Raw genomic sequence first — 19,051 nt, forward strand, 5'->3', positions numbered from 1 at the left:
TAGAGATACACAAAGGCTGCCGCCCCACGCTATGTGGGGCGGCAGCCTTCTCTGTAGATCAGTGCTGTTAGCGGGGCTTCTTCTGCTTGAGATCCTTTTCGTGCACGGGCTCTTCGCCGCTCGCGCGACGCGCTGCGTAGTAATCACGAGCTTCGTTCTGGCGCTGAGCTTCGATGCCGGAGGCGATCGGTGCGCGCACCAACTCGTCGGTCAGGCCGAACGCGGCCACGAGATCCAGAGCTTGCGGACGCAGACGCGGCAGCAGACGGTCGTCGATGTAGTCGGTGATCGCTTGCGCGCGGTTCGTGGAGATTCGACCGTGCATGAGGTACCACGCGAGGTTCTTCTCGATGAGCGAGAAACCGAAGAGGTCACGCAACCAGGTCATGACCTGAGCGGTGTCCTTATCTTCGATCTTCTCGATGGCGCGAGTGAACGCCTCCCACTGGAGCAGCTCGGCATGCGCGTACGCAGTCATGATGAGCTGGTTCTGGTGGCTGTTGAAGAGAGCGGCAGCCTCAGCCTGCGGAAGCTTGCTTGCTGGACGCAACTTGCCCGCGACATCCGCCACCATCGTCTCGACACGGTCAGTGAGCAGCTGGCGCTGGGAGTCGGTGTCGCGAACGTAGCCGATGGAACGAGCGGTTGAACCGAAGTCCACCACGTTCTGGGCGAAGCGGCGAAGACCCGTGCGGTTGACGGCGGCCTCGTTGACTTGGTCGGCAACGTAGTGCGCCATGGCGCCAACATCCGCTCCCGCAAATTTGCGCGAGTAGTCGGTGAGCAGGCGCTTAGCAACCAACTGCAGCAGCACGTTGTTGTCGCCCTCGAAAGTGACATAAACGTCCATGTCGGCGCGCATTTGCGTGAGGCGGTTTTCGGCCATGAAGCCAGAACCACCACAAGCCTCGCGAGACTCTTGCAGGATGTCGAGCGCAGCCCACGTGCTGAGCGGCTTCAGTGCGGCCGCAATAGTCTCGAGGTCTTGACGGTCAGCATCGGTGTCAGTGCGACCCGAGAAAACGCCATCGAACTTGTCGAGGAACTCCTCGTGGGCAAATGACATTGCGTAGGTCTGCGCCAAGCGCGGCAGCAGGCGACGCTGGTGACGCTGGTAGTCCAGAATTACTTCTTCGTTGGTGTTGCTGGATGCCGTGAACTGTCGACGCTCTGAGCCGTACTTGATAGCAATCGTGAGGGCCATTTTGCTCGCGAGCACTGCGGCACCATCGAGCGAAACGCGACCCTGCACGAGCGTGCCGAGCATCGTGAAGAAGCGACGACCGGGGCTGTCGATGTCGGAGGCGTAGTCGCCGTTCTCGTCAACGTTGCCGTAGCGGTTGAGGAGGTTGGTGCGGGGAACGCGAACGTGGTCAAAGTGAAGGCGACCGTTGTCGATACCGTTCAGGCCGCCCTTGAGACCATCGTCTTCGGTGGAGACTCCGGGGAGCGGGCCGTTGTCGTCGCGCAGCGGAACGTAGAACGCGTGCACGCCGTGGTTGACGTCCTTAGTGATGAGCTGAGCGAAGACAGTTGCTGCCTTGCCGTGCAGGGCCGCGTTGCCGAGGTATTCCTTCCACGCCGCGCGGAACGGGGTGTTGATGACGAACTCATCGGTGTCGGGGTCGTAGGTCGCCGTGGTGGCGATGCTCGCGACATCCGATCCGTGACCGATCTCGGTCATCGCGAACGCGCCGGGAGTCTTGAGGCTCATAATGTCGGGCAGCCACTTGTCGTGGTGCTCTTTCGTGCCGAGGTGGACGACGGCGGAACCGAAGAGTCCCCACTGCACGCCCGACTTGATCTGCAGCGACGGATCAGCCAACACGGTCTCTTCGAACGCGGCGATGTTTCCGCCGTGGTCGTCGTTGCCGCCAAGGTCAACCGGGAACGCGCGGTGAACAGCTTTGTTCTCGACGAGGAGCGACAACTGGTGCAGAACACGCTCGCGGTGGTCTTGCATCGAGAGCCCGTCGACGCGGTGGAACTCGGGGTTCGACATGAGCGTACGGGACTCTTTGCGCTCCTTCGCCCACTTGCCAAGAAGGTATTCGCCCAACCATTCGACATCGATGGTGGGGGCAGCGGCGGCACTATCTGTCGTCGCTGCAGCAGAGGAAGGTGCGGCGTTGTTGGCGGGGGTGGATGACTCCGGCGCCGACTCGGTCGCCGTGTGGTCGTGAACCTGGGTCATGGCTATCTCGATTCGTCAAAGTTCGGTAATCACAACGTACGACTGGTGCGAGCGGGTGCAAAGTGTCTCGTTCACGGTCAACCAAGTGGATGCCGGACCCACCGCATCCCTTTGTGCAAAACCGCAAAACAGCCGCCGTAGCGTTGTGGGAACTAGTGCGAATATCGCTCCTGATACCTCGGGAATCTTTGTTCAGGTGCTGTTGTTGGCCTCCGTGAAAGGATGTAACTATGTCGACAATCACTCTCACCTCAGAAGACTTTGGCCAGGCGGTCACTAAAGACGGAATCCTCCTCGTGGATTTCTGGGCCGAATGGTGTGGCCCCTGTAAGCAGTTCGGGCCCATTTATGAAGCTGCAAGCGAAGCCCACCCGGACATCACGTTCGGCAAGGTAGACACCGAAGACCAGCAGGAACTCGCTGGCGCAGCAGGAATCACCTCGATTCCGACGCTCATGGTTTTCCGTGAAGGCGTACTCGTCTTCTCGCAGCCCGGAGCACTCCCCGCTCCTGCTCTCGAGCAGGTCATTGAGGGCGCCAAGAACCTCGACATGGTCGAGGTTCACAAGCAGGTTGCTGAACAGCAGGCTGCCGCTGAAGCTGGCGAAGCGCCGGCTGAGCACTCTCACTAACCAGAAGCACCACCGCAGACCACAAAGGCCCCGCCGACGCAATGTCGGCGGGGCCTTTTCTGCGTAATGCAGGTGGTGCGTTATTTCAGCGCGCCAGCGATTGCATCCACGAAGCTGTCGATTCCCCAGGGCAGCGAGAGCGCCGTGGGAGGCGATACCGAAGCGACGAGCGATGCGCCATTGACGGCAACGAGGCCACCGTTGGCGACAGCCGGGATGCTCTGCGCGTAAGGCTGCGCGGCGAAGATGTCGCCGACTTCTTCGGTCTCGGCATAGGCGATCAACAGATCGCTGTCGAGCTCATCGAGCTTCTCGTAGCTGAGCGTATAGAAGAACGTGGAGTCGCCATTCGAGAGAGCGTCGACGGCGGGCGCGTTCTCGAGACCGAGGTCGAGCAAGAACTCCACGCGGGGGTCGGCGGGCTTGTAGACGTAGAAAGTTCCGCCCACGTCGAAGGTGGCCGCAACGGTCTTGCCTTCGAACTCGGGATGCTCGGCCGCCTTCTCGGCGACGAGAGCGTCGATGTTGGCGAGCACGTCATCCGCGGCAGCAGTCTTGCCGAGGGCGCTGCCCGTGATGCTGATGACGTCGCGCCACGGAGTCGACCACGGCAGCTCGGGGTACGCAACGACAGGTGCGATCTCGCTGAGGAGATCGTACTGTTCCTCGGTGATTCCGGAGTAGGTTGCGAGGATCAAGTCAGGAGCGGCTTCCGCGATCTCCTCATAAGCGGGAGCATCCGTGGTCGCGGGGAAGATGAGCGGGGTCTCTGCGCCCATCTCGGCGAGAGCATCCGCCGCCCACGGCAGAACGCCGTTCTCATCGCCACCGTAGTTCTGGGCTTCCATGCCCACCGGCACGACGCCGAGAGCGAGAACCGCGTCGCCGCTGCCCCAACCCAGGGTGAGGACGCGCTGCGGTTCGCTCTCGATGACTGTTTCACCGAAGGCGTGCTCGATCGTGACAGGGAATGCGTCGGATGCTGCGGGCGCATCCGTTTCGCCTTCGGACGTTGAGGCGGCGCAACCGCTCAACGCGATGAGAGCGGCGGTGGCCGCAGCGAAGGCTGCAAGGCGGGAACGGCGTGACATTGATCTCCTCAATCGGACGATAGGTGCACAGTAAGGATAGGCTTACCTTAGTGAGTTGCGCAAGCAGCGTGCGGGCGAACATGCCGGCAGGGCGCTGGGGCACAGGCGGCGCCGGCGTCCGACGACAGTGCCACTAGCGCCCCGAGCGACGCCCCAGCGGGATGACCATCGGTGAGCCAGAAACCGGATCGGCCATGATCTGAGCCTCGAGCCCAAACGCCTCCCGCATCCGCTCTGCTGTAACAACCTCGGAAGGTGTTCCCTCGGCGATGATCTGCCCCTCGCACATGAGGATCATATGGTCGGCGTAGCGGGCGGCAAGGGTGAGTTCGTGCAGCACCATCACGATCGTGGTGCCACGTTCACGATTGAGATCAGCGAGAACGTCGAGCGCATCAAGCTGGTGGCGCACGTCGAGGAACGTGGTGGGCTCGTCGAGCAGCAGAACGTCGGGATCCTGGCTCAGAGCCATCGCGATCCACACCCGCTGGCGCTGCCCACCCGAGAGCTCCTCGATGCGCCGCGACGCCAACTGGGCCGTGTCGGTCGCTTCGAGCGCGTGCTCGACAGCCGCTTCATCCGCCGCCGACCACTGCTGAAACCAGCCCTGATGCGGGTAGCGTCCGCGAGCCACGAGGTCGCGAACGGTGATGCCCTCCGGCGCGATTGGCGACTGAGGCAAAATGCCCACCACCTGCGCGATCTCTTTCGACGGCACCGAGTGGATGTCGCGCCCATCGAGCATCACGTGACCCGAAGCCGGTCGCAGCAACCGTGACAGCCCGCGCAGCAGCGTCGACTTGCCGCAGGCGTTGGCGCCCACAATCACGGTGACCTTGCCGTCGGGGATCTCCACGCTCAACTTCGACACAATGTCGCGGCCGCCATAGTTGAGGGTGACGTTGTCGGCGCGCAACGAGTGCGCGGGGCGTTGGGGCGCGTGGTTCTGGGGTGCGTCAGCCTGGGTCACGAGGCACGTCCTTCGCGGTTGGTGGTGGAGATGAGCCACAGCAGATACGGGGCGCCCACGATGCCGGTGACAATTCCGGTCGGCACCTGGGTTCCGGCAGTGAGCAAATGTTGAGCGACGAAATCGGCACCGAGCACGAGCACAATCGCGACCAGGGCACTCGGCACCAGCGCGAGGCCTCCCCCGCGCACCAGGCGACGAGCGATCGGGGCGGAGACAAAGGCGACAAAGGCGAGGGGGCCCACGAGTGCTGTCGCGATGGCGACGAGAGCGACGGCAACGACGATGAGGGCAAGCCGCGACCGTTGCACGGAGACCCCAAGACCCGCAGCAAGATCATCGCCGAGCTGCAGCATCCGGAGTTTGGAGGCGAGAACGGCCACCGCGGGGAGCAAGATGGCAAGGCTAACGGCCATGATGAGGATGTCGTCCCAGCTGGCACCGCCAAGCCCGCCCACCATCCAGACGAGAGCTTGTTGCGCATCGCGCACATCACCGCGCGTGATGAGGTACCCGAGCACGGATTGCGCCATGAACGCAATACCGACGCCGATGAGCACGAAGCGCATGCCGTTCATGCCGGAGCGCCACGAGAGCAAGTAGATCGTGAACGCGACGAGAAGCGCACCGACGAGCGCGGAGAGCGAGACGATGAGGCCTGTCGCGCCGAACACGAGCAAGCTCAGCACGGCGGCGACGCTGGCGCCACCACTGATGCCGATGATGTCGGGACTCGCCAACGCATTGCGCAGGAGGCTTTGGAAGAGAGCCCCCGCGAGGCCGAACGCGATCGCCACCAGGATGGCAAGCAGCACGCGCGGTAGCCGCAACTTGAAGACAATGAACTGGTCGGATGAGGTGCCGCCGCCGAAGAGAGTTGCGAGCAGATCGGGCAGCGTGAGCGTATATGCCCCAACGGCAATACTGACGAGAGCGAGCGCCACTGCGGCAACGATGAGCCCGATGGTGATGCGGAGAGTACGGGCCGTCAACGGGACTCGAGAGGCTCGGCTGGCGCTCACGGTTGCGCCCCGCATGGCGGTCACAGCCCGGCCAACTTCACTCGGCGCACGAGGGCGATCATGACCGGCGCACCGATGACGGCGACGACGAGCCCCGCCTCGAGCTCGGAAGGCGCGACCACGAGACGGCCCACGATGTCGGCGATCAGAAGCAGGCTGGGGCCGACGACGGCGGAGACAGCGATAATCCAGCGGTAGTCGGGGCCAGTGAAGGGGCGCACGATGTGGGGAACAACGAGACCGACGAAGACGATGGGGCCGGCAAGCGCGGTGGCGGAGCCGCACAGGAGAACGATGGCTCCGGCAGCAACGGCACGCGCAACATAGACCCGCTGGCCGAGGCCGCGAGCGAGGTCATCTCCGAGGGCGACAAGGTTGAGCATCCGCCCCGAAATGATCGCGAGGAGTGCACCGGCGACAACGAAACCGATCGTGAGGCGCACGGCTTCGAGGTCGCGGCTGGCGAGCGACCCGACGGACCAGAACCGGAAGGTGTTGAGGGTGTCGGTGTCGGAGATCAAAACCAGGGAAATCACGGAGGTGATGCCGGCGGTGACGGCGGTTCCGGCAAGCACGAGCTTGACCGGGGTGGCACCTTCGCGGCCCAGAGAGCCGATCGCGTAGACGATGGCAGCAGCGCCCGCGGCTCCTGCGAAGGCGAACCAGATGTAGCCGGTGGGATTCGTGATCGAGAGAACACTGATCGCGAAGACGACCGCGAGCGAGGCACCGGCGTTGACGCCGAGCAGCCCGGGGTCGGCGAGCGGGTTGCGGGTGACGCCCTGCATGACCGCTCCTGCGACTCCGAGAGAGAGCCCAGCGAGCAAGCCGACGATCGTGCGCGGCAAGCGCAGTTCACGAATCACGAGCTGGTCGTTGTTGCCTGCCTCCGGGTCGAAGAGTGCTTGCCCAATTTGTGAAAACTCGACGCCGCGAGCGCCGAGCGCGAGACTCAGCACGAGCACAATCGCGAGCAAACCAAGAGCTGAGCCGAGAGTGAGCCAGCGCTGGGTGCGGAGGCTCAGTCGTGCGCGCGAAGCCGAGGCAGTCTGGGTCATGGTCGGGGGCGGTGGTGCGAGCTACTGCGCTTCGGACTTGCCGAGACGCCAGTACCCCATGAACGCAACCTGCTTGCGGTCAACGCCCGTCTCGCTCACGAGAAAACGGCGCAGCATTTTGATGACGCAGGCCTCCGCGGCAAGCCACGCGTAGAAGTGCGTTCCGGATGCTTCGCCCGGCGAATCCCAGAGGAGCTCGGTATCGACATCGATATCACCGAGTGGTTGCGCGGCCGGCGAGAGCGCAGGCAACACGAGTGAGGCGTTAGCTTGCGTCCACGCCCGGACGGCGGGGTCGAGCACGGAACCTGCGGGCTGCGTGCCCCGCGGTAGCCACGTGACGTGGCAGTTGCTCGGAAGGTTCAGCGGCGGCTGGTCTGCGGCATCCGGAATCTCGATGAAAGCGTGAGCCTGAACGCTGGAGTCGAGGCGTTCGAGGATGCTGCAGATAGCGGGCGCCGAGGTTTCGTCACCGGCGAGAAGAACGGTGCGGGCGGGGCCGGGGTGCCAGTCGATGCCGATGCCCGAGTGGATGCTCGCGGCGTCGGGCCCGACAATGATGACTTCGTCACCGGCTGCTGCGCTCGAAAGCCAGCGCCCGGCGGGACCATTGGCGCCGTGGAACACCATGTCGACGTCGATCTCGCGGAGCTCGGGACGCACGGCACGGATCGTGTACGTGCGGAACGGGTTGCGGGCCTCGTCGGGCAGCGCACGCCAGCGGGCGTACCACGTGCCATCGGCGATGGTCTGCGGATCGTTCGCGCCGATGTCGCTCAGGCCGATGCCCGGCAGCGGAAAAACGATCTTGATGCGCTGGTCGAAACCATCAGTGCCGAAGGTCTCAAACTCAGCGCCCGCGAAGGTAACCCGCTTAAAGTGAGGCGAAAGTTCGCGGATGCTTTCCACGCGGGCAGCGAATGGTCGATAGCCCGGGCGGGCGTCCTTCGCGATCTCGCGCTCCAAGGTAAGCATTGCCTAAGTATGGCATACCTAACCTGAAGCGAAAAGGGTCAGATCTCGCGGCTCTTCTGCAGTCGACGGTCACGTTTGCTGCGCGACAGCGGGAATGTGCGTTCGAGATATGGCTCGAGAACAAGTCGCTTCAGAGCAATGAAAATGAGACTGCCGCCGAGCCAATAGGCGACGAAACCCATGCTCGACAACTGCGTATTGATCGCAAAGCTGAACATGCTGATCACCACGCCCACACCGACGAATAGCCACACCCAAGCACCTGCCACCCGGTTGCGTGACGACTGCTGATCCTGAGCGCGCGACTCGAATGAATCGACCCGGCCGCTCAACTCATCGCTCTCGATGCTGGCGAAGAGATCCCGAACCGGCACCCCGAGTGCATCCGCGACCAGCGACAGCGTTTCGAGGCTGGCGTCACTCCCCGCTTCTAACCGTTGGATGGTGCGGATGCCGACACCACACTCAGTGGCGAGCTTCTCTTGGGTCCAGCCGCGCTCACGGCGCAGATCAACTATGCGTGTCTCGTTCATGTGACCAATACTCCACGATGCGGTGGATGCGGGCTACGCCAGTAACGCGCCAAAGGCACGCCACCTCGCCGCCGGTAGCCCGCCAGCCTCCCAACATCAACCGCCGAACGCAGCCAGGTGCTTTTCGGATGCGGCGAGCAACCGTTCGAACACAGCGATAACGTCAGGTGCCGTGAACTCATCCGCGGCTGCCGCCAGGTCACGGATGTCGGTCTTTTCGACGGTGCGAGCCGCCTCGTAGGCGTCATCGCGGCTAACCGATCCCTGGGCGAGCAATGAGTCGTAGAGCTCCTGCATGCTCTCGGACTCGAATTCGCCGACGGGTTGTCCGACGGTGGGGTCGGCCAGACCGTAGCGCTCGAGCAGGGTTTGCACCGCGGAAAGATGGCTACTTTCCGAGTTCGAAACACGGTCAAACACCTTGTCGCCATAGAGGTCGCCGAATGCGACATACAGGTCGTGAGCTACTTTTTCCTCTTCAGCCATGAGGGAGAGCGTCGCTTCTTCAGCGCCCGTAAGCGTGCCACTTTCGAGAGTGAGATTTTCGCCCATCGAGCTGTCATTCGAGTCATGACCATTCCGGCCCTCGCGTTCCATGTTCGATGAATCCTGCCCCTCTCCTGCTGAGTGGCCCGAGTTTCCGTGCGAGAAGCCGCTCTGGCTTGACCCAGCACCGGCTGAGATACGGCCGAGGCCGGTACCGACAGCGAAACTGGCTCCCGCGACGAGAGTGACAGCGAGTACGCCGCCGACGATTGAGGTGGTGATGATGGTTGCCTTGCGCATGTGATGCTCCTGTTCCTTGTGTATAGGCACACAGTGCGCTCCCGATGTGCAGAGGGAGATGCAGCCGTGTGGAGATCGTGTGGAGACTGCATTTTCGCGCCGTGGAATAAGGTGAGGTATGCCAACCGTGCTGGTCGTCGAAGATGAGCGGGACATCCGCGAGGTGCTCCGTCGCTACCTTGAACGCGCCGGATTTTCGGTGCTCACGACCGGTTCGGGTGCCGAGGCATTCAAACTGTTCGCTTCGGCAGATCTCGTTCTGCTCGATCTTGGCTTGCCCGATATTGAGGGATCCGACCTTCTTCGCGAGATCAAAACTCTGGGCAGCCTCCCGGTCATCGTCTTGACCGCTCGGAGCACAACCGAGGAACGCATTCGCGGCCTCGAACTCGGCGCCGATGACTATGTCACGAAGCCCTTCAGCCCCCACGAGGTTGTACTGCGTGTCCAAGCCGTACTGAATCGCCACGGTGGCAGCACGACCGAGAATGAGGTCACTACCTACGGCAGCGGCCGCCTTCGAATCGATGACCATTCCCATCGCGCGTGGTTGGATGACGTGGAGCTCGACCTCACCCCCACCGAGTGGGGGCTTCTGTCTGCAATCGCCGCTGCCGCCGGCCGGGTCTATTCACGCTATGAGTTAGTGAATCGGGTGCGCGGCTACGAATATGAGGGCTACGAGCGCACAATCGATTCCCACATCAAGAACCTGCGCCGCAAGCTCGGAACAGAGGGAACGCACGTCGTCGAAACAGTGCTCGGTGTGGGGTACCGCCTCGGGTTCGCTAAGGATGAGGCAGGACGATGACGCGCACCTCCGGGCTTAACCTGTGGGGCTTTGGAGCCTTGGGCACACGCATCCTCCTCGCGTTTCTCGCGGTCGCAATCTCCACAGTGTTGGTGCTGGCCGGAGCCGCCCTCATCGGTGTCGACCGCGGGGTGCAAGCGGGGGAACAAGCCGATCGACAGGAGGTTGCCGACGCCATCGCCGCCACCGCCGCTGAATCTTTTCAGCGTGCGGGAAGCTGGGATGCGGCTGATCTGTCGCGCGCCGTGCGCATCGGCGAAGCAGCATCCGCTCGACTCGTGATCCTCGATTTGGCGGGCACAACGGTTGTCTCAAGCGGCATTCCTAATGAAAACTCGCCCGGTGGTGGAGGCGCACTGAGTTCCTCGGCCAGCGTCGCAGACGTGACAGTCGACGATGCGGTCGTCGGTACCGTGCGAGTGGCTTTATCGACGGCCAGCTCGTCCCGCGTGCTCGACATAGCGTGGGCGTGGATTGTGATCGCCGCCTTCGCCGCGCTTGCTATCGCGTTCACGGCAAGCTGGGTTGTCACCCGTTTTCTTGTTGGCCCGTTGCACCGGGTGACGGATGCTGCCCGCGCATTCACTGCGGGAGATCGCACGTCACGAGTAGATGGCCGCGCGCCCGGCGAGCTCGGAGAACTTGCCGTCGCGTTCAACGGGATGGCCGACGAGGTTGCGCGCTCTGAACGCGACCGTCGCAATCTCACCGCCGATGTCGCTCACGAATTGCGCACCCCGCTTGCTGCGCTTCAAGCAGGTCTCGAAGAGCTTCGCGATGGCTTGGTCGTTCCCGATGCTGAACGACTTGCTGCACTGCACGATCAGTCGTTGCGGCTCGGTCGCATCGTCGCCGACCTGGCCGAACTAGCTGCCGCCGAAACCGCCGGGGCTCTGCCCCACGAGAGCCGTGTGGATCTGGCTCAGATTTCCCAGGAAGAGGTAGCGCTGCATGACGCCCAACTTCGAGCGGCCGGGCTTCACGTCATCACCAATCTTCCCGAGCCAGTGTTTGTGCAGGGCGATGCCGACCGGCTTCATCAGGCGGTCGGCAACGTTATCGCCAATGCTGTGCGCTATTGCCGCGACGACGACTCACTGACGGTTGCGCTGGCCGTGCAGGGCGACGATGCGGTACTCACGATTTCTGATACCGGCCCCGGCATCCCCGTGGACGATCTGCCCTACGTTTTCGATCGGCTCTGGCGGGGCACCGCAGCCCGCGACATCTCCGGTTCCGGTATCGGTCTCGCGGTCGTGCGCGAGGTTGTCGACCAGCACGGAGGCAGCGCCGAAGTCGAGTCTGCTGTCGGAGAGGGAACCCGGATCATCATCCGGCTCCCCCTCGCAACTGCCTAAAACTCAGGCGGCCCGTCATAGGGGGCGTCATCATCCGAGTAGAACGGGATGTCGTTTTCGTCGCCGGGAACGGATGCTGCCGGGGCGGGCGCTTGGCGCTGAGCCGGTCGTGAAGGAGCCAACTTGGATGCCGCTGGGCGAGATGCCGCGGGGCGAGATTGGCGTGACGGCGCGGAAGTCGACGCGCTGACAGCAGGCGCCGCGGCAAAGGCGGGCGAAGCGGCAGCCGCCACCGGTGGCGCAACAGCGGCTTCCGGCGACTCCCCCGCAACGACCGCAAGCACCGCAGCGCCATACGTCTCGAGTTTCTTCTCGCCCACACCGCTGATTTCCGACAGCTCAGCCAACGACTCTGGTTTGGTGACGGCAATGCCGCGCAGGGTGGCATCCGCGAACACGACGTACGCGGGCACACCGTTGTCGCGCGCGACTCCCGAACGCCAGGTGCGCAAATTCTCAAACAGATCGGTTGCCGAGGCGGGCAGGTCGGTCATAACCTTGCGCTTCGCCGCACCGCCCGCTGCACCGGAACCACGAGCCTTGCGAGGCGCTTCCTTGCGCAGTTTCACCGTGCGCCCGCCGCTCAGCACCGAGGCGCTCTCGGGCGTGATCGCGAGCGTGCCGTACTCCCCCTGCACCGTGAGCAATGACTGCGCGAGCAACTGCCGCACGACCGAGCGCCAGTCTTGCTCCGAGACATCCGAACCGATTCCGAACGTGGCCAGATCGTCGTGACGTTGCTGCGTCACGCGCGGCGTGGTCTTGCCGATGAGGATGTCGACCAGATGGCCGGCGCCAAACTTCTGGTTGCGCTCGCGCTCCAACCGCACAATGGTGGACATCAGCTTTTGGGCCGCGACAGTGCCATCCCACGACTCGGGCGGAGACAGGCAGGTGTCGCAATTGCCGCACGCGGTCGACTCTTGACCGAAGTAACCGAGCAGCTGCACGCGGCGACATTCCACGGTTTCGCAGAGCGCGAGCATCGCATCGAGGTGCGCGCTCAGGTTGCGACGGTGGGCCAGGTCGCCACCCGACTGATCGATCATGCGGCGCTGCTGCATGACATCCTGCAGTCCGTAGGCGAGCCATGCCGTCGCGGGCAGACCGTCACGACCGGCACGACCGGTCTCTTGGTAATAACCCTCGACGCTCTTGGGTAGGTCGAGGTGAGCGACAAAACGCACATCAGGCTTGTCGATGCCCATGCCGAACGCGATCGTCGCAACCATCACCATGCCCTCTTCGCGCAAGAAACGGCTCTGGTTGCTGGCGCGCACTCGCGAGTCGAGACCCGCGTGGTACGGCAACGCGGGGATACCGTTCTCCACCAAGAACTGCGCCGTCTTCTCGACCGAGGCGCGAGACAAGCAGTACACGATGCCGGCGTCGCCCGAGTGCTCGGTGTTCAGCAGCGTGAGCAATTGCTGCAGCGGCTGCGCCTTGGATTCAATGCGGTACTGGATGTTGGGCCGGTCAAAACTAGAAACATACTGCGTAGCGTCAGCGAGCTTCAGTCGCTGGGCGATCTCTTTGCGCGTGGCCTCAGTCGCGGTCGCGGTGAGCGCAATGCGCGGGACGCTCGGCCACAGGTCATGCAACACATCGAGCTGCAGGTAGTCGGGGCGAAAGTCGTGGCCCCACTGCGACACACAGTGCGCCTCGTCGATGGCGAAGAGCCCGATCTGGCCCTGCTTGAGAAGTGACACGGTGGACGAGACGCGGAGGCGCTCGGGCGCGAGGTAGAGAAGATCCAGCTCGCCAGCCCGGTACGCGTTTTCGACGCGAGTGCGCTCGTCGGCGGACTGGGTGGAGTTGAGAAACTCTGCACGGGCGCCAACGGCGGCCAGGGCATCCACTTGATCTTGCATCAAAGCGATCAGCGGGGAAATAACAACGCCGGTGCCCTCACGAACAAGCGCGGGGATTTGATAACACAGCGACTTGCCGCCACCGGTAGGCATGAGAACAAGCGCATCACCACCGCCGACGATGGTGTCGATGATTTCGCCTTGCTGCCCCCGGAAAGAGTCGTAACCGAACGTGGACTCAAGAACAGACTGGGCAGACACCATGCCGAGAAGTCTAGGCGCAGCCACTACCATTGGCATGATTAGTCCCCATAGCGACAGGCGCCATGTTCACCGTATTTCTTGGGCTTTCTAGCGCGCTCACATTCGGCGCCGCAGACTTTTTCGGCGGTATCGCAGCCAAGCGAATTAGCCCCATTTTGGCCACCGCCGTCGGTGCCGTTGCTGGCCTCGCTGTGCTGCTGCTGATCTTCCCGTTCGTCTCGAACGTGTGGTCAACCGAGGCCGTGCTCTATGGCGCGATCGCTGGCGTCAATAGCGCGGTGGCAATCGGCCTGCTGTACGCCTGCCTCGCGATCGGGCCGATGAGCATCCTCTCGCCCGTGACCGCGGTCATGTCGGCAATCGTCCCCGTGACGGTCGGCTTGCTGCGTGGAGAATCTCTCGGGGCGTTTGGGTTCGTCGCGATCCCGATCGCGCTCATTGCCGTCGTGCTCGTCGGGTTCGTTCCCGAAAAGGGTGCCGTGCGACCGAGCGCCAAGGCACTGCTCATGGCGGTTGGTGCGGGCAGTGCGATCGGGCTGTTCTTTGTGATCTTGGATGCCGCCCCCGACGACTCTGGCATCATCCCGGTCGTGGGAAACCGCGTCGTCAATGCGCTCCTCATGTTCTCGCTGTTCTTTGTGATGGCGGCGTTGGCCAAGCGCAAACGAGCCGGAGCACCAGCCCCTGCCCGCTCGTCCCTCTGGCGTCGCGGACTCTATTTCGCCATGATCGGCGGCACCCTCGACGTGATCGCCAACATGGCGATCATCACGGGGGTGCGCATCGGCGACCTCTCGGTCATTGCCGTGCTTACCGCCCTTTACCCGGCGGGCACTGTGCTGCTCGCGGCCATCGTTTTGCGTGAGCGAATTGCGCCCGTGCAATACCTGGGCATTGCGTTGGGCATCACCGCGAGCGTCCTGCTCGTGGTCGGCGGCTAGTGCCTCACCGAGACGTTGGCGCGCTCGTCCGTGCGACTGGCGCTATCCCTTCGTCGAACCGGCGAGCAGTCCGCGCACGAAGTAGCGCTGCAGCGCGAAGAACACGATGAGCGGCACGAGGATCGAGATGAAGGCACCGGCGGTGAGCAGGTTCCAGTCTTGACCCCGGCTACCGGTGATCTCTGCCAAGAGTTTCGTCATGGGCGCTACTCGTCCGTCGGCAAACACCAGCGCCACGAGGAGGTCGTTCCAGACCCACAAGAATTGGAAGATCGCGAACGACGCAATGGCCGGCATCGTGAGCGGAAGCACGATGCGGAAGAAGACTTGGCCGTGCCCCGCGCCATCCACTCTCGCCGCTTCGATGAGCTCGGAGGGAATCTCGGAGACGAAGTTGTGCAGCAAGAAGATGGCCAGAGGCAGCGCGAAGATCGTGTGCGCAATCCAGACTTGCGAATACGAGTTGGAGGCGTTGAGGCTCGAGAAGATTTCGATGTCACCGATCGAAAGTCCCCGGGAGAACAGGCTCAGTAGCGGAACAAGCGCCATCTGCAGGGGAACGATCTGCAGCGCGAAAACGCCGATGAACATCCAGTTGCGGCCGGGGAACTTGATCCAGGCGAAGGCGTAGGCCGCCAGGCTCGCAATGACGAGCGGGAAAATCGTGGCCGGCAAGGTAATGGCGATCGAGTTGATGAAGGCGCCAGCGAGGTTGAGCGTGCTGTTTCCCGCCGCCAATACCTCGGTGTAGTTGTTGAGCGTGAAGCCAGGGTTCTGGAAGATCGTCCACCAACCGTTGCGCAGAATTTCCTCGGGCGGCCGCAGCGATGAGACGAAGAGTCCGAAGGTTGGCGTCGTCCACAACACCGCGATTACCAGCGCGGCGATCGTCGCGCCACGGCTCGTGAGGCGTTTCTTGGTGCGCTTGGCGGCTGACTGCTTTTCGCCCCGGGCCAGTTGCTTCTTGGTTTTCTTGCCGAGTGGAAGCTTCGCGGGCACTGTCGCGGTCATCGGATCTCCCTCTGCTTAGCAATCTGTCTCGCGTTGTACACAACAATCGGCAGCACCATCACGAACAGCACGACCGCGAAGGCGGCAGACCTGCCGACCTCAAAGCCTTGCCACTGCGAGTACATTTCGTTCGCGATCACACTCGTTTCGTTCGCGCCGGCAGTCATCGTGCGCACAATGTCGAAGACTTTCAGCGAGGCAATCGAGATCGTGGTGAGCACAACAACCAGTGAGCTGCGGATGCCCGGCACGGTCACATTGATAAAGCTCTGCCACGCGTTCGTTCCGTCTAGTTCCGCAGCCTCAAGCTGCTCGGCGGGAACACCCTTGATCGCGGCCGAGAGAATCACCATCGCGAAACCGGTCTGGATCCAGATCAGCACGACGATGAGAAAGAAGGTGTTCCACGGAGAGTTCGAGATCCAGTCGACCGGTTGCCCGCCCATCCAGACCACAATCTGGTTGAGCAAACCGATCTGCTCTTGGTCGGCCGGGCGCACCGCGTACACGAAGCGCCAGATGATGCTCGCGCCCACGAACGAGATAGCCATCGGCATGAAGACGAGCACTTTGAACACTTTCTCGCCGCGCGACTTGTCGATGAAGACCGCATAGGCGAGGCCGAAAATCGTAGAGACCGTGGGAACAATCAGCACCCACACGACGGTGTTGAGAACGGTGCGGATGCCGGTGTCTTGAGTGAAGATCCAGATGAAGTTTTCGAGGCCAACGAAACGTGTTCCGCGGCTGTTCATGAAGGCCTGGATCGTGGTCTGAATCGTCGGGTAGATGAGACCGATAGCGAGCAAGAAAATCGCCGGGCTCATGAAGCCGACGAGCTGGAAGAGGTAGCCAGCACCCTGCTTAGAGCGGTAGTCGAGGAGGAAGAAGAGCCCCCCGAAGACGGCTGCTGCGCCGGCTGCCCAGTACACCGAACCCAGCGCTAAGAAGATGAGGGTGGGGATGAGCACACACGCCACGGCGCGGATGATCGTGTACTTGCGGCCACTGCGTGGAGCGATCTCAATGAAGAAGATCAGCAGGGCGATCACCGCGAAGAATGCCAGGAGCACAAGCGGTATTTGAGCGAGAGCGGGAAGCGTGGAAATCCACGCGAGAAAAGCTGACATTAGCGACCTTTCGAGTGCATCACTGGACTCTTCACTTCACTGGCATTGCTGCTGTTTCGACTCTACCGAGGAGTCGGCCCGAGTGGGAGAAAAGTAAGCGTGGGCTGGAAGCACAAGGGTCCAGCCCACGCTCACTGTTGAACGATGTTACTCAGACGGCCATGATGCGTCGATGGTTGAGAGCACGTCTTCTGTTGACTTGCCGTTGACCCAGTCGACCATTCCGGTCCAGAACGATCCAGCGCCAACAACACCCGGCATGAGGTCGGAAGCATCGAAGCGGAACGTGGTGTCGGGGTCCTGCAGAATCGTGATGGCTTCCTGCAGGATGGGGCTGCTCGCGCTTGCCGGGTCAAGGCCATTGTTAGCGCTAATGACACCGCCCAGCTTCACCCGAGAGTTTGCCCACTCCGCGCTCGACAGGTATTCCTGCACAGCGATCGTGTCTTCATCGTTGGAGAAGGCTCCGACAATCTCGCCACCACCGGTGACTGCGTTGCCACCCGCTTCAGCAGACGGCGTCACGAAGGCCCAGATGTCAGCATCCGGTCCGACCGTAGCGTTTCCGTTCTTGGGGTCCTGAATGAACCCGTCGAAGAAGGATGCCTGGTGGTGGAGGGCACACGTGCCGTCGCCGAGCGCGCGTGCCGGGTCACCGAACGGCGTGGAGTTGATCGACTTCACGTCGCCGAATCCAGCATTCACGAACTCAGGGTTGAGGAGAATGTCCCCGACGGAGTCGAACGCCGAGACGATCGCAGGATCGCTGAACGGAATCTCGTGCGAGACCCACTGGTCGTAGACGTCTGGTCCCGCTTCGCGAAGCACGAGGTCTTCTACCCAGTCGGTTCCTGGCCAACCGGTTGCGGCATCCGAACCGAACCCGGCACACCACGGTGCGGTTCCGGTTTCGTCGGCGATCGTCTGGGTGAGCGTGAGCAGTTCGTCCCAGGTCTCGGGTACTTCTACGCCCCAGTCGCTGAAGTCTGAAGGCGAGTACCAGACGAAGCCCTTGACGCTGGCCATGAGCGGCGCACCGTAGAGGGTGTCACCGGTGGTGGCATACGCGGCCCAGTCTGCAGACCAGTACTCGTCGACATTGGCCTGAACGCTCTCGGGCGCCGGCTGAATGTAATCGCGCGAAGCGAGGTCGGCGAGAAGACCTGGCTGCGGGAAGATTGCGATGTCAGGGGCGTTGCCGCCCTGAGCGCGGATGCTGATCTGCGCTTCGAACTCTTTGCTCGATTCGTACTGAATGTCGATGTCATTCGCTTCTTCCCAGTCCGCCCAGGATTCTTCGAGAAGTTCAGCCTCAGTGTCAGCGATGGTGCCGTAGATGGTGACTACGCCATCCGCTTCACCAGAATCGCCGGGGCCACCCGTGCCACCGGAACCGGAGGCGCAGCCCGTAAGAACCATGCTTGCGACGCCAAGGGTGGCGATGGGCAGCATGGCCCGTCGAAAGTTGTGGGAAATCATACAAATCCTCCTCGTCGAGGTTTGCCCGCAGGCCGAGCAGCGTGCGGGGGAACAACTGCAGCTCTGAACTCGCTCGCTCATTGCAGCTCAAGAGAGCGTGTTCATGACTCACGCTAGGTGACGATCAACGGTTTGTGCAAGCGCTTGCGCAACTGAGTTGTCTACCGCAACACGAATGAGACATGACCGTGCACCATCTCGGCGCAGCTATACGCGATTTAGGCAAATTTGAGTATCGCTGCCGCGGGGTGTTGACTGACGAGATGGATCAAGGATTAGTCATCGACTGGACACAAATGCCCACCTACAACACGATCATGGCGGTGGCCGCCGGTGCGGGACTGCTCAGTCTCGTGTTGTTTGCTCGCAAGCTCATGGCGGGAGCTGACGTGGAGTTCCGCGGTCACGCCGTGAACTTCGGAGTGCTGGGCCTGATCCTCACCGTCACTGGCGCACACATGACGCTGACCTGGCCCTTCGCGGCCTACTTCCCCTTCGACAACATCATCTTCGGCGAGCCGAGCCTGGCCTTCGGCGTGCTGCTGCTCGCCGCGAGCTTCGTGCTCTGGCGCCGCGCATCCGTGCTCGAAGAATCCAAGGATGCCGCCCGCGCCGTCGCCCGTACTGCTGAACCCCTTGGCGTGCTCATCTTCGGTCTCGGCCTCGCTCTCATCGCGATTGCTTTCGCCGGAGTCATCTTCCAGCTCTTCGCCGCCCCTCCCGAGGAGCCCATCTCTGGCGCCTTCGCCGAATGGCCCTGGGTCGAAGCGATCTTCATGTCAGGCCTCTTCGCGCTCGTAGGCCTCGGAGCGCTGCTCTTCCCGTTCGCCACCCGCAGCTTTGCGGTTCGCAGCACGCCGACCAAGGTTCAGTGGGTTACCGGGGTCGCTCTCGCTCTCGGCGGCACCGCGTTCCTCCTCTTCGGCGCACTCAACTTCTTCACTCACATTGGGCTCATCGTCAACACGATGGGCTAACGCCGCGA

17 protein-coding genes are annotated in these 19,051 nt (G+C 62.6%); 5 read left to right on the forward strand and 12 right to left on the reverse strand.

Going from position 1 to position 19,051, the window contains the following annotated elements:
- Window positions 1-67: 67 nt before the first annotated feature.
- Window positions 68-2,194 (reverse strand): acyl-CoA dehydrogenase, encoded by a 2,127-nt coding sequence (locus I6E81_RS06810; protein WP_197106584.1) that lies wholly within the window; start codon window positions 2,192-2,194, stop codon window positions 68-70.
- A 230-nt stretch (window positions 2,195-2,424) separates the two neighbouring features.
- On the opposite strand from I6E81_RS06810, the gene trxA reads away from it, so the two are divergent.
- Window positions 2,425-2,826, forward strand: a complete 402-nt coding sequence (gene trxA, locus I6E81_RS06815) for a thioredoxin (protein ID WP_197106585.1) — start codon at window positions 2,425-2,427, stop codon at window positions 2,824-2,826.
- Between the two features lie 80 nt (window positions 2,827-2,906).
- On the opposite strand, the gene I6E81_RS06820 is transcribed toward trxA, so the two are convergent.
- The 7 genes from I6E81_RS06820 to I6E81_RS06850 all read right to left on the reverse strand — a co-directional run bounded on the left by I6E81_RS06820 (window position 2,907) and on the right by I6E81_RS06850 (window position 9,261).
- Complete coding sequence (locus I6E81_RS06820) at window positions 2,907-3,917, reverse strand: iron-siderophore ABC transporter substrate-binding protein (protein WP_197106586.1); 1,011 nt, start codon at window positions 3,915-3,917, stop codon at window positions 2,907-2,909.
- Window positions 3,918-4,050: 133 nt separating this feature from the next.
- Window positions 4,051-4,887 carry an ABC transporter ATP-binding protein gene (locus tag I6E81_RS06825; protein ID WP_307784118.1) on the reverse strand — a complete coding sequence of 279 codons (837 nt, stop codon included), beginning with the start codon at window positions 4,885-4,887 and terminating at the stop codon, window positions 4,051-4,053.
- The gene (locus I6E81_RS06830; protein WP_231599816.1) at window positions 4,884-5,924 is read right to left on the reverse strand and encodes an iron chelate uptake ABC transporter family permease subunit; all 1,041 of its coding nucleotides are present in this window, start codon (window positions 5,922-5,924) and stop codon (window positions 4,884-4,886) included. Before I6E81_RS06830 ends, I6E81_RS06825 begins: the two co-directional genes overlap by 4 nt.
- A 5-nt stretch (window positions 5,925-5,929) precedes the next feature.
- Window positions 5,930-6,967 carry an iron ABC transporter permease gene (locus I6E81_RS06835; RefSeq protein ID WP_197106588.1) on the reverse strand — a complete coding sequence of 346 codons (1,038 nt, stop codon included), beginning with the start codon at window positions 6,965-6,967 and terminating at the stop codon, window positions 5,930-5,932.
- Between the two features lie 21 nt (window positions 6,968-6,988).
- On the reverse strand, window positions 6,989-7,942 hold the full coding sequence (locus tag I6E81_RS06840) for a siderophore-interacting protein (protein WP_197106589.1): 954 nt from the start codon (window positions 7,940-7,942) through the stop codon (window positions 6,989-6,991).
- 38 nt (window positions 7,943-7,980) lie between these two features.
- The gene (locus tag I6E81_RS06845) at window positions 7,981-8,475 is read right to left on the reverse strand and encodes a helix-turn-helix domain-containing protein (RefSeq protein WP_197106590.1); all 495 of its coding nucleotides are present in this window, start codon (window positions 8,473-8,475) and stop codon (window positions 7,981-7,983) included.
- A gap of 96 nt (window positions 8,476-8,571) precedes the next feature.
- Window positions 8,572-9,261 carry a DUF2202 domain-containing protein gene (locus tag I6E81_RS06850; RefSeq protein WP_197106591.1) on the reverse strand — a complete coding sequence of 230 codons (690 nt, stop codon included), beginning with the start codon at window positions 9,259-9,261 and terminating at the stop codon, window positions 8,572-8,574.
- A gap of 118 nt (window positions 9,262-9,379) precedes the next feature.
- On the opposite strand from I6E81_RS06850, the gene I6E81_RS06855 reads away from it, so the two are divergent.
- Entirely contained in the window at window positions 9,380-10,072 is a 693-nt protein-coding gene (locus tag I6E81_RS06855) for a response regulator transcription factor (RefSeq protein WP_197106592.1), read from the forward strand.
- Entirely contained in the window at window positions 10,069-11,430 is a 1,362-nt protein-coding gene (locus tag I6E81_RS06860; protein WP_197106593.1) for a HAMP domain-containing sensor histidine kinase, read from the forward strand. Before I6E81_RS06855 ends, I6E81_RS06860 begins: the two co-directional genes overlap by 4 nt.
- On the opposite strand, the gene recQ is transcribed toward I6E81_RS06860, so the two are convergent.
- Window positions 11,427-13,505 carry a DNA helicase RecQ gene (gene recQ, locus I6E81_RS06865; protein ID WP_197106594.1) on the reverse strand — a complete coding sequence of 693 codons (2,079 nt, stop codon included), beginning with the start codon at window positions 13,503-13,505 and terminating at the stop codon, window positions 11,427-11,429. The two genes, I6E81_RS06860 and recQ, sit on opposite strands and share 4 nt — an antisense overlap.
- A gap of 62 nt (window positions 13,506-13,567) precedes the next feature.
- On the opposite strand from recQ, the gene I6E81_RS06870 reads away from it, so the two are divergent.
- Window positions 13,568-14,446, forward strand: a complete 879-nt coding sequence (locus I6E81_RS06870) for a DMT family transporter (protein WP_197106595.1) — start codon at window positions 13,568-13,570, stop codon at window positions 14,444-14,446.
- 42 nt (window positions 14,447-14,488) lie between these two features.
- Here I6E81_RS06870 and I6E81_RS06875 read toward each other — a convergent pair whose 3' ends face one another.
- From I6E81_RS06875 to I6E81_RS06885, 3 genes are all read right to left on the reverse strand, one after another.
- Window positions 14,489-15,457 carry a carbohydrate ABC transporter permease gene (locus tag I6E81_RS06875; RefSeq protein ID WP_197106596.1) on the reverse strand — a complete coding sequence of 323 codons (969 nt, stop codon included), beginning with the start codon at window positions 15,455-15,457 and terminating at the stop codon, window positions 14,489-14,491.
- Window positions 15,454-16,587 carry a carbohydrate ABC transporter permease gene (locus tag I6E81_RS06880; protein WP_197106597.1) on the reverse strand — a complete coding sequence of 378 codons (1,134 nt, stop codon included), beginning with the start codon at window positions 16,585-16,587 and terminating at the stop codon, window positions 15,454-15,456. Before I6E81_RS06880 ends, I6E81_RS06875 begins: the two co-directional genes overlap by 4 nt.
- Window positions 16,588-16,734: 147 nt before the next feature.
- On the reverse strand, window positions 16,735-18,066 hold the full coding sequence (locus tag I6E81_RS06885; protein WP_197106598.1) for an ABC transporter substrate-binding protein: 1,332 nt from the start codon (window positions 18,064-18,066) through the stop codon (window positions 16,735-16,737).
- Window positions 18,067-18,329: 263 nt separating this feature from the next.
- On the opposite strand from I6E81_RS06885, the gene I6E81_RS06890 reads away from it, so the two are divergent.
- A complete protein-coding gene (locus I6E81_RS06890; RefSeq protein ID WP_231599634.1) occupies window positions 18,330-19,043 on the forward strand; it encodes a DUF981 domain-containing protein in 714 nt (237 codons plus the stop codon).
- Window positions 19,044-19,051: the final 8 nt, after the last annotated feature.

Origin of the sequence: Salinibacterium sp. NG22, assembly GCF_015864925.1 — a bacterium.
Taxonomy (GTDB): domain Bacteria; phylum Actinomycetota; class Actinomycetes; order Actinomycetales; family Microbacteriaceae; genus Rhodoglobus.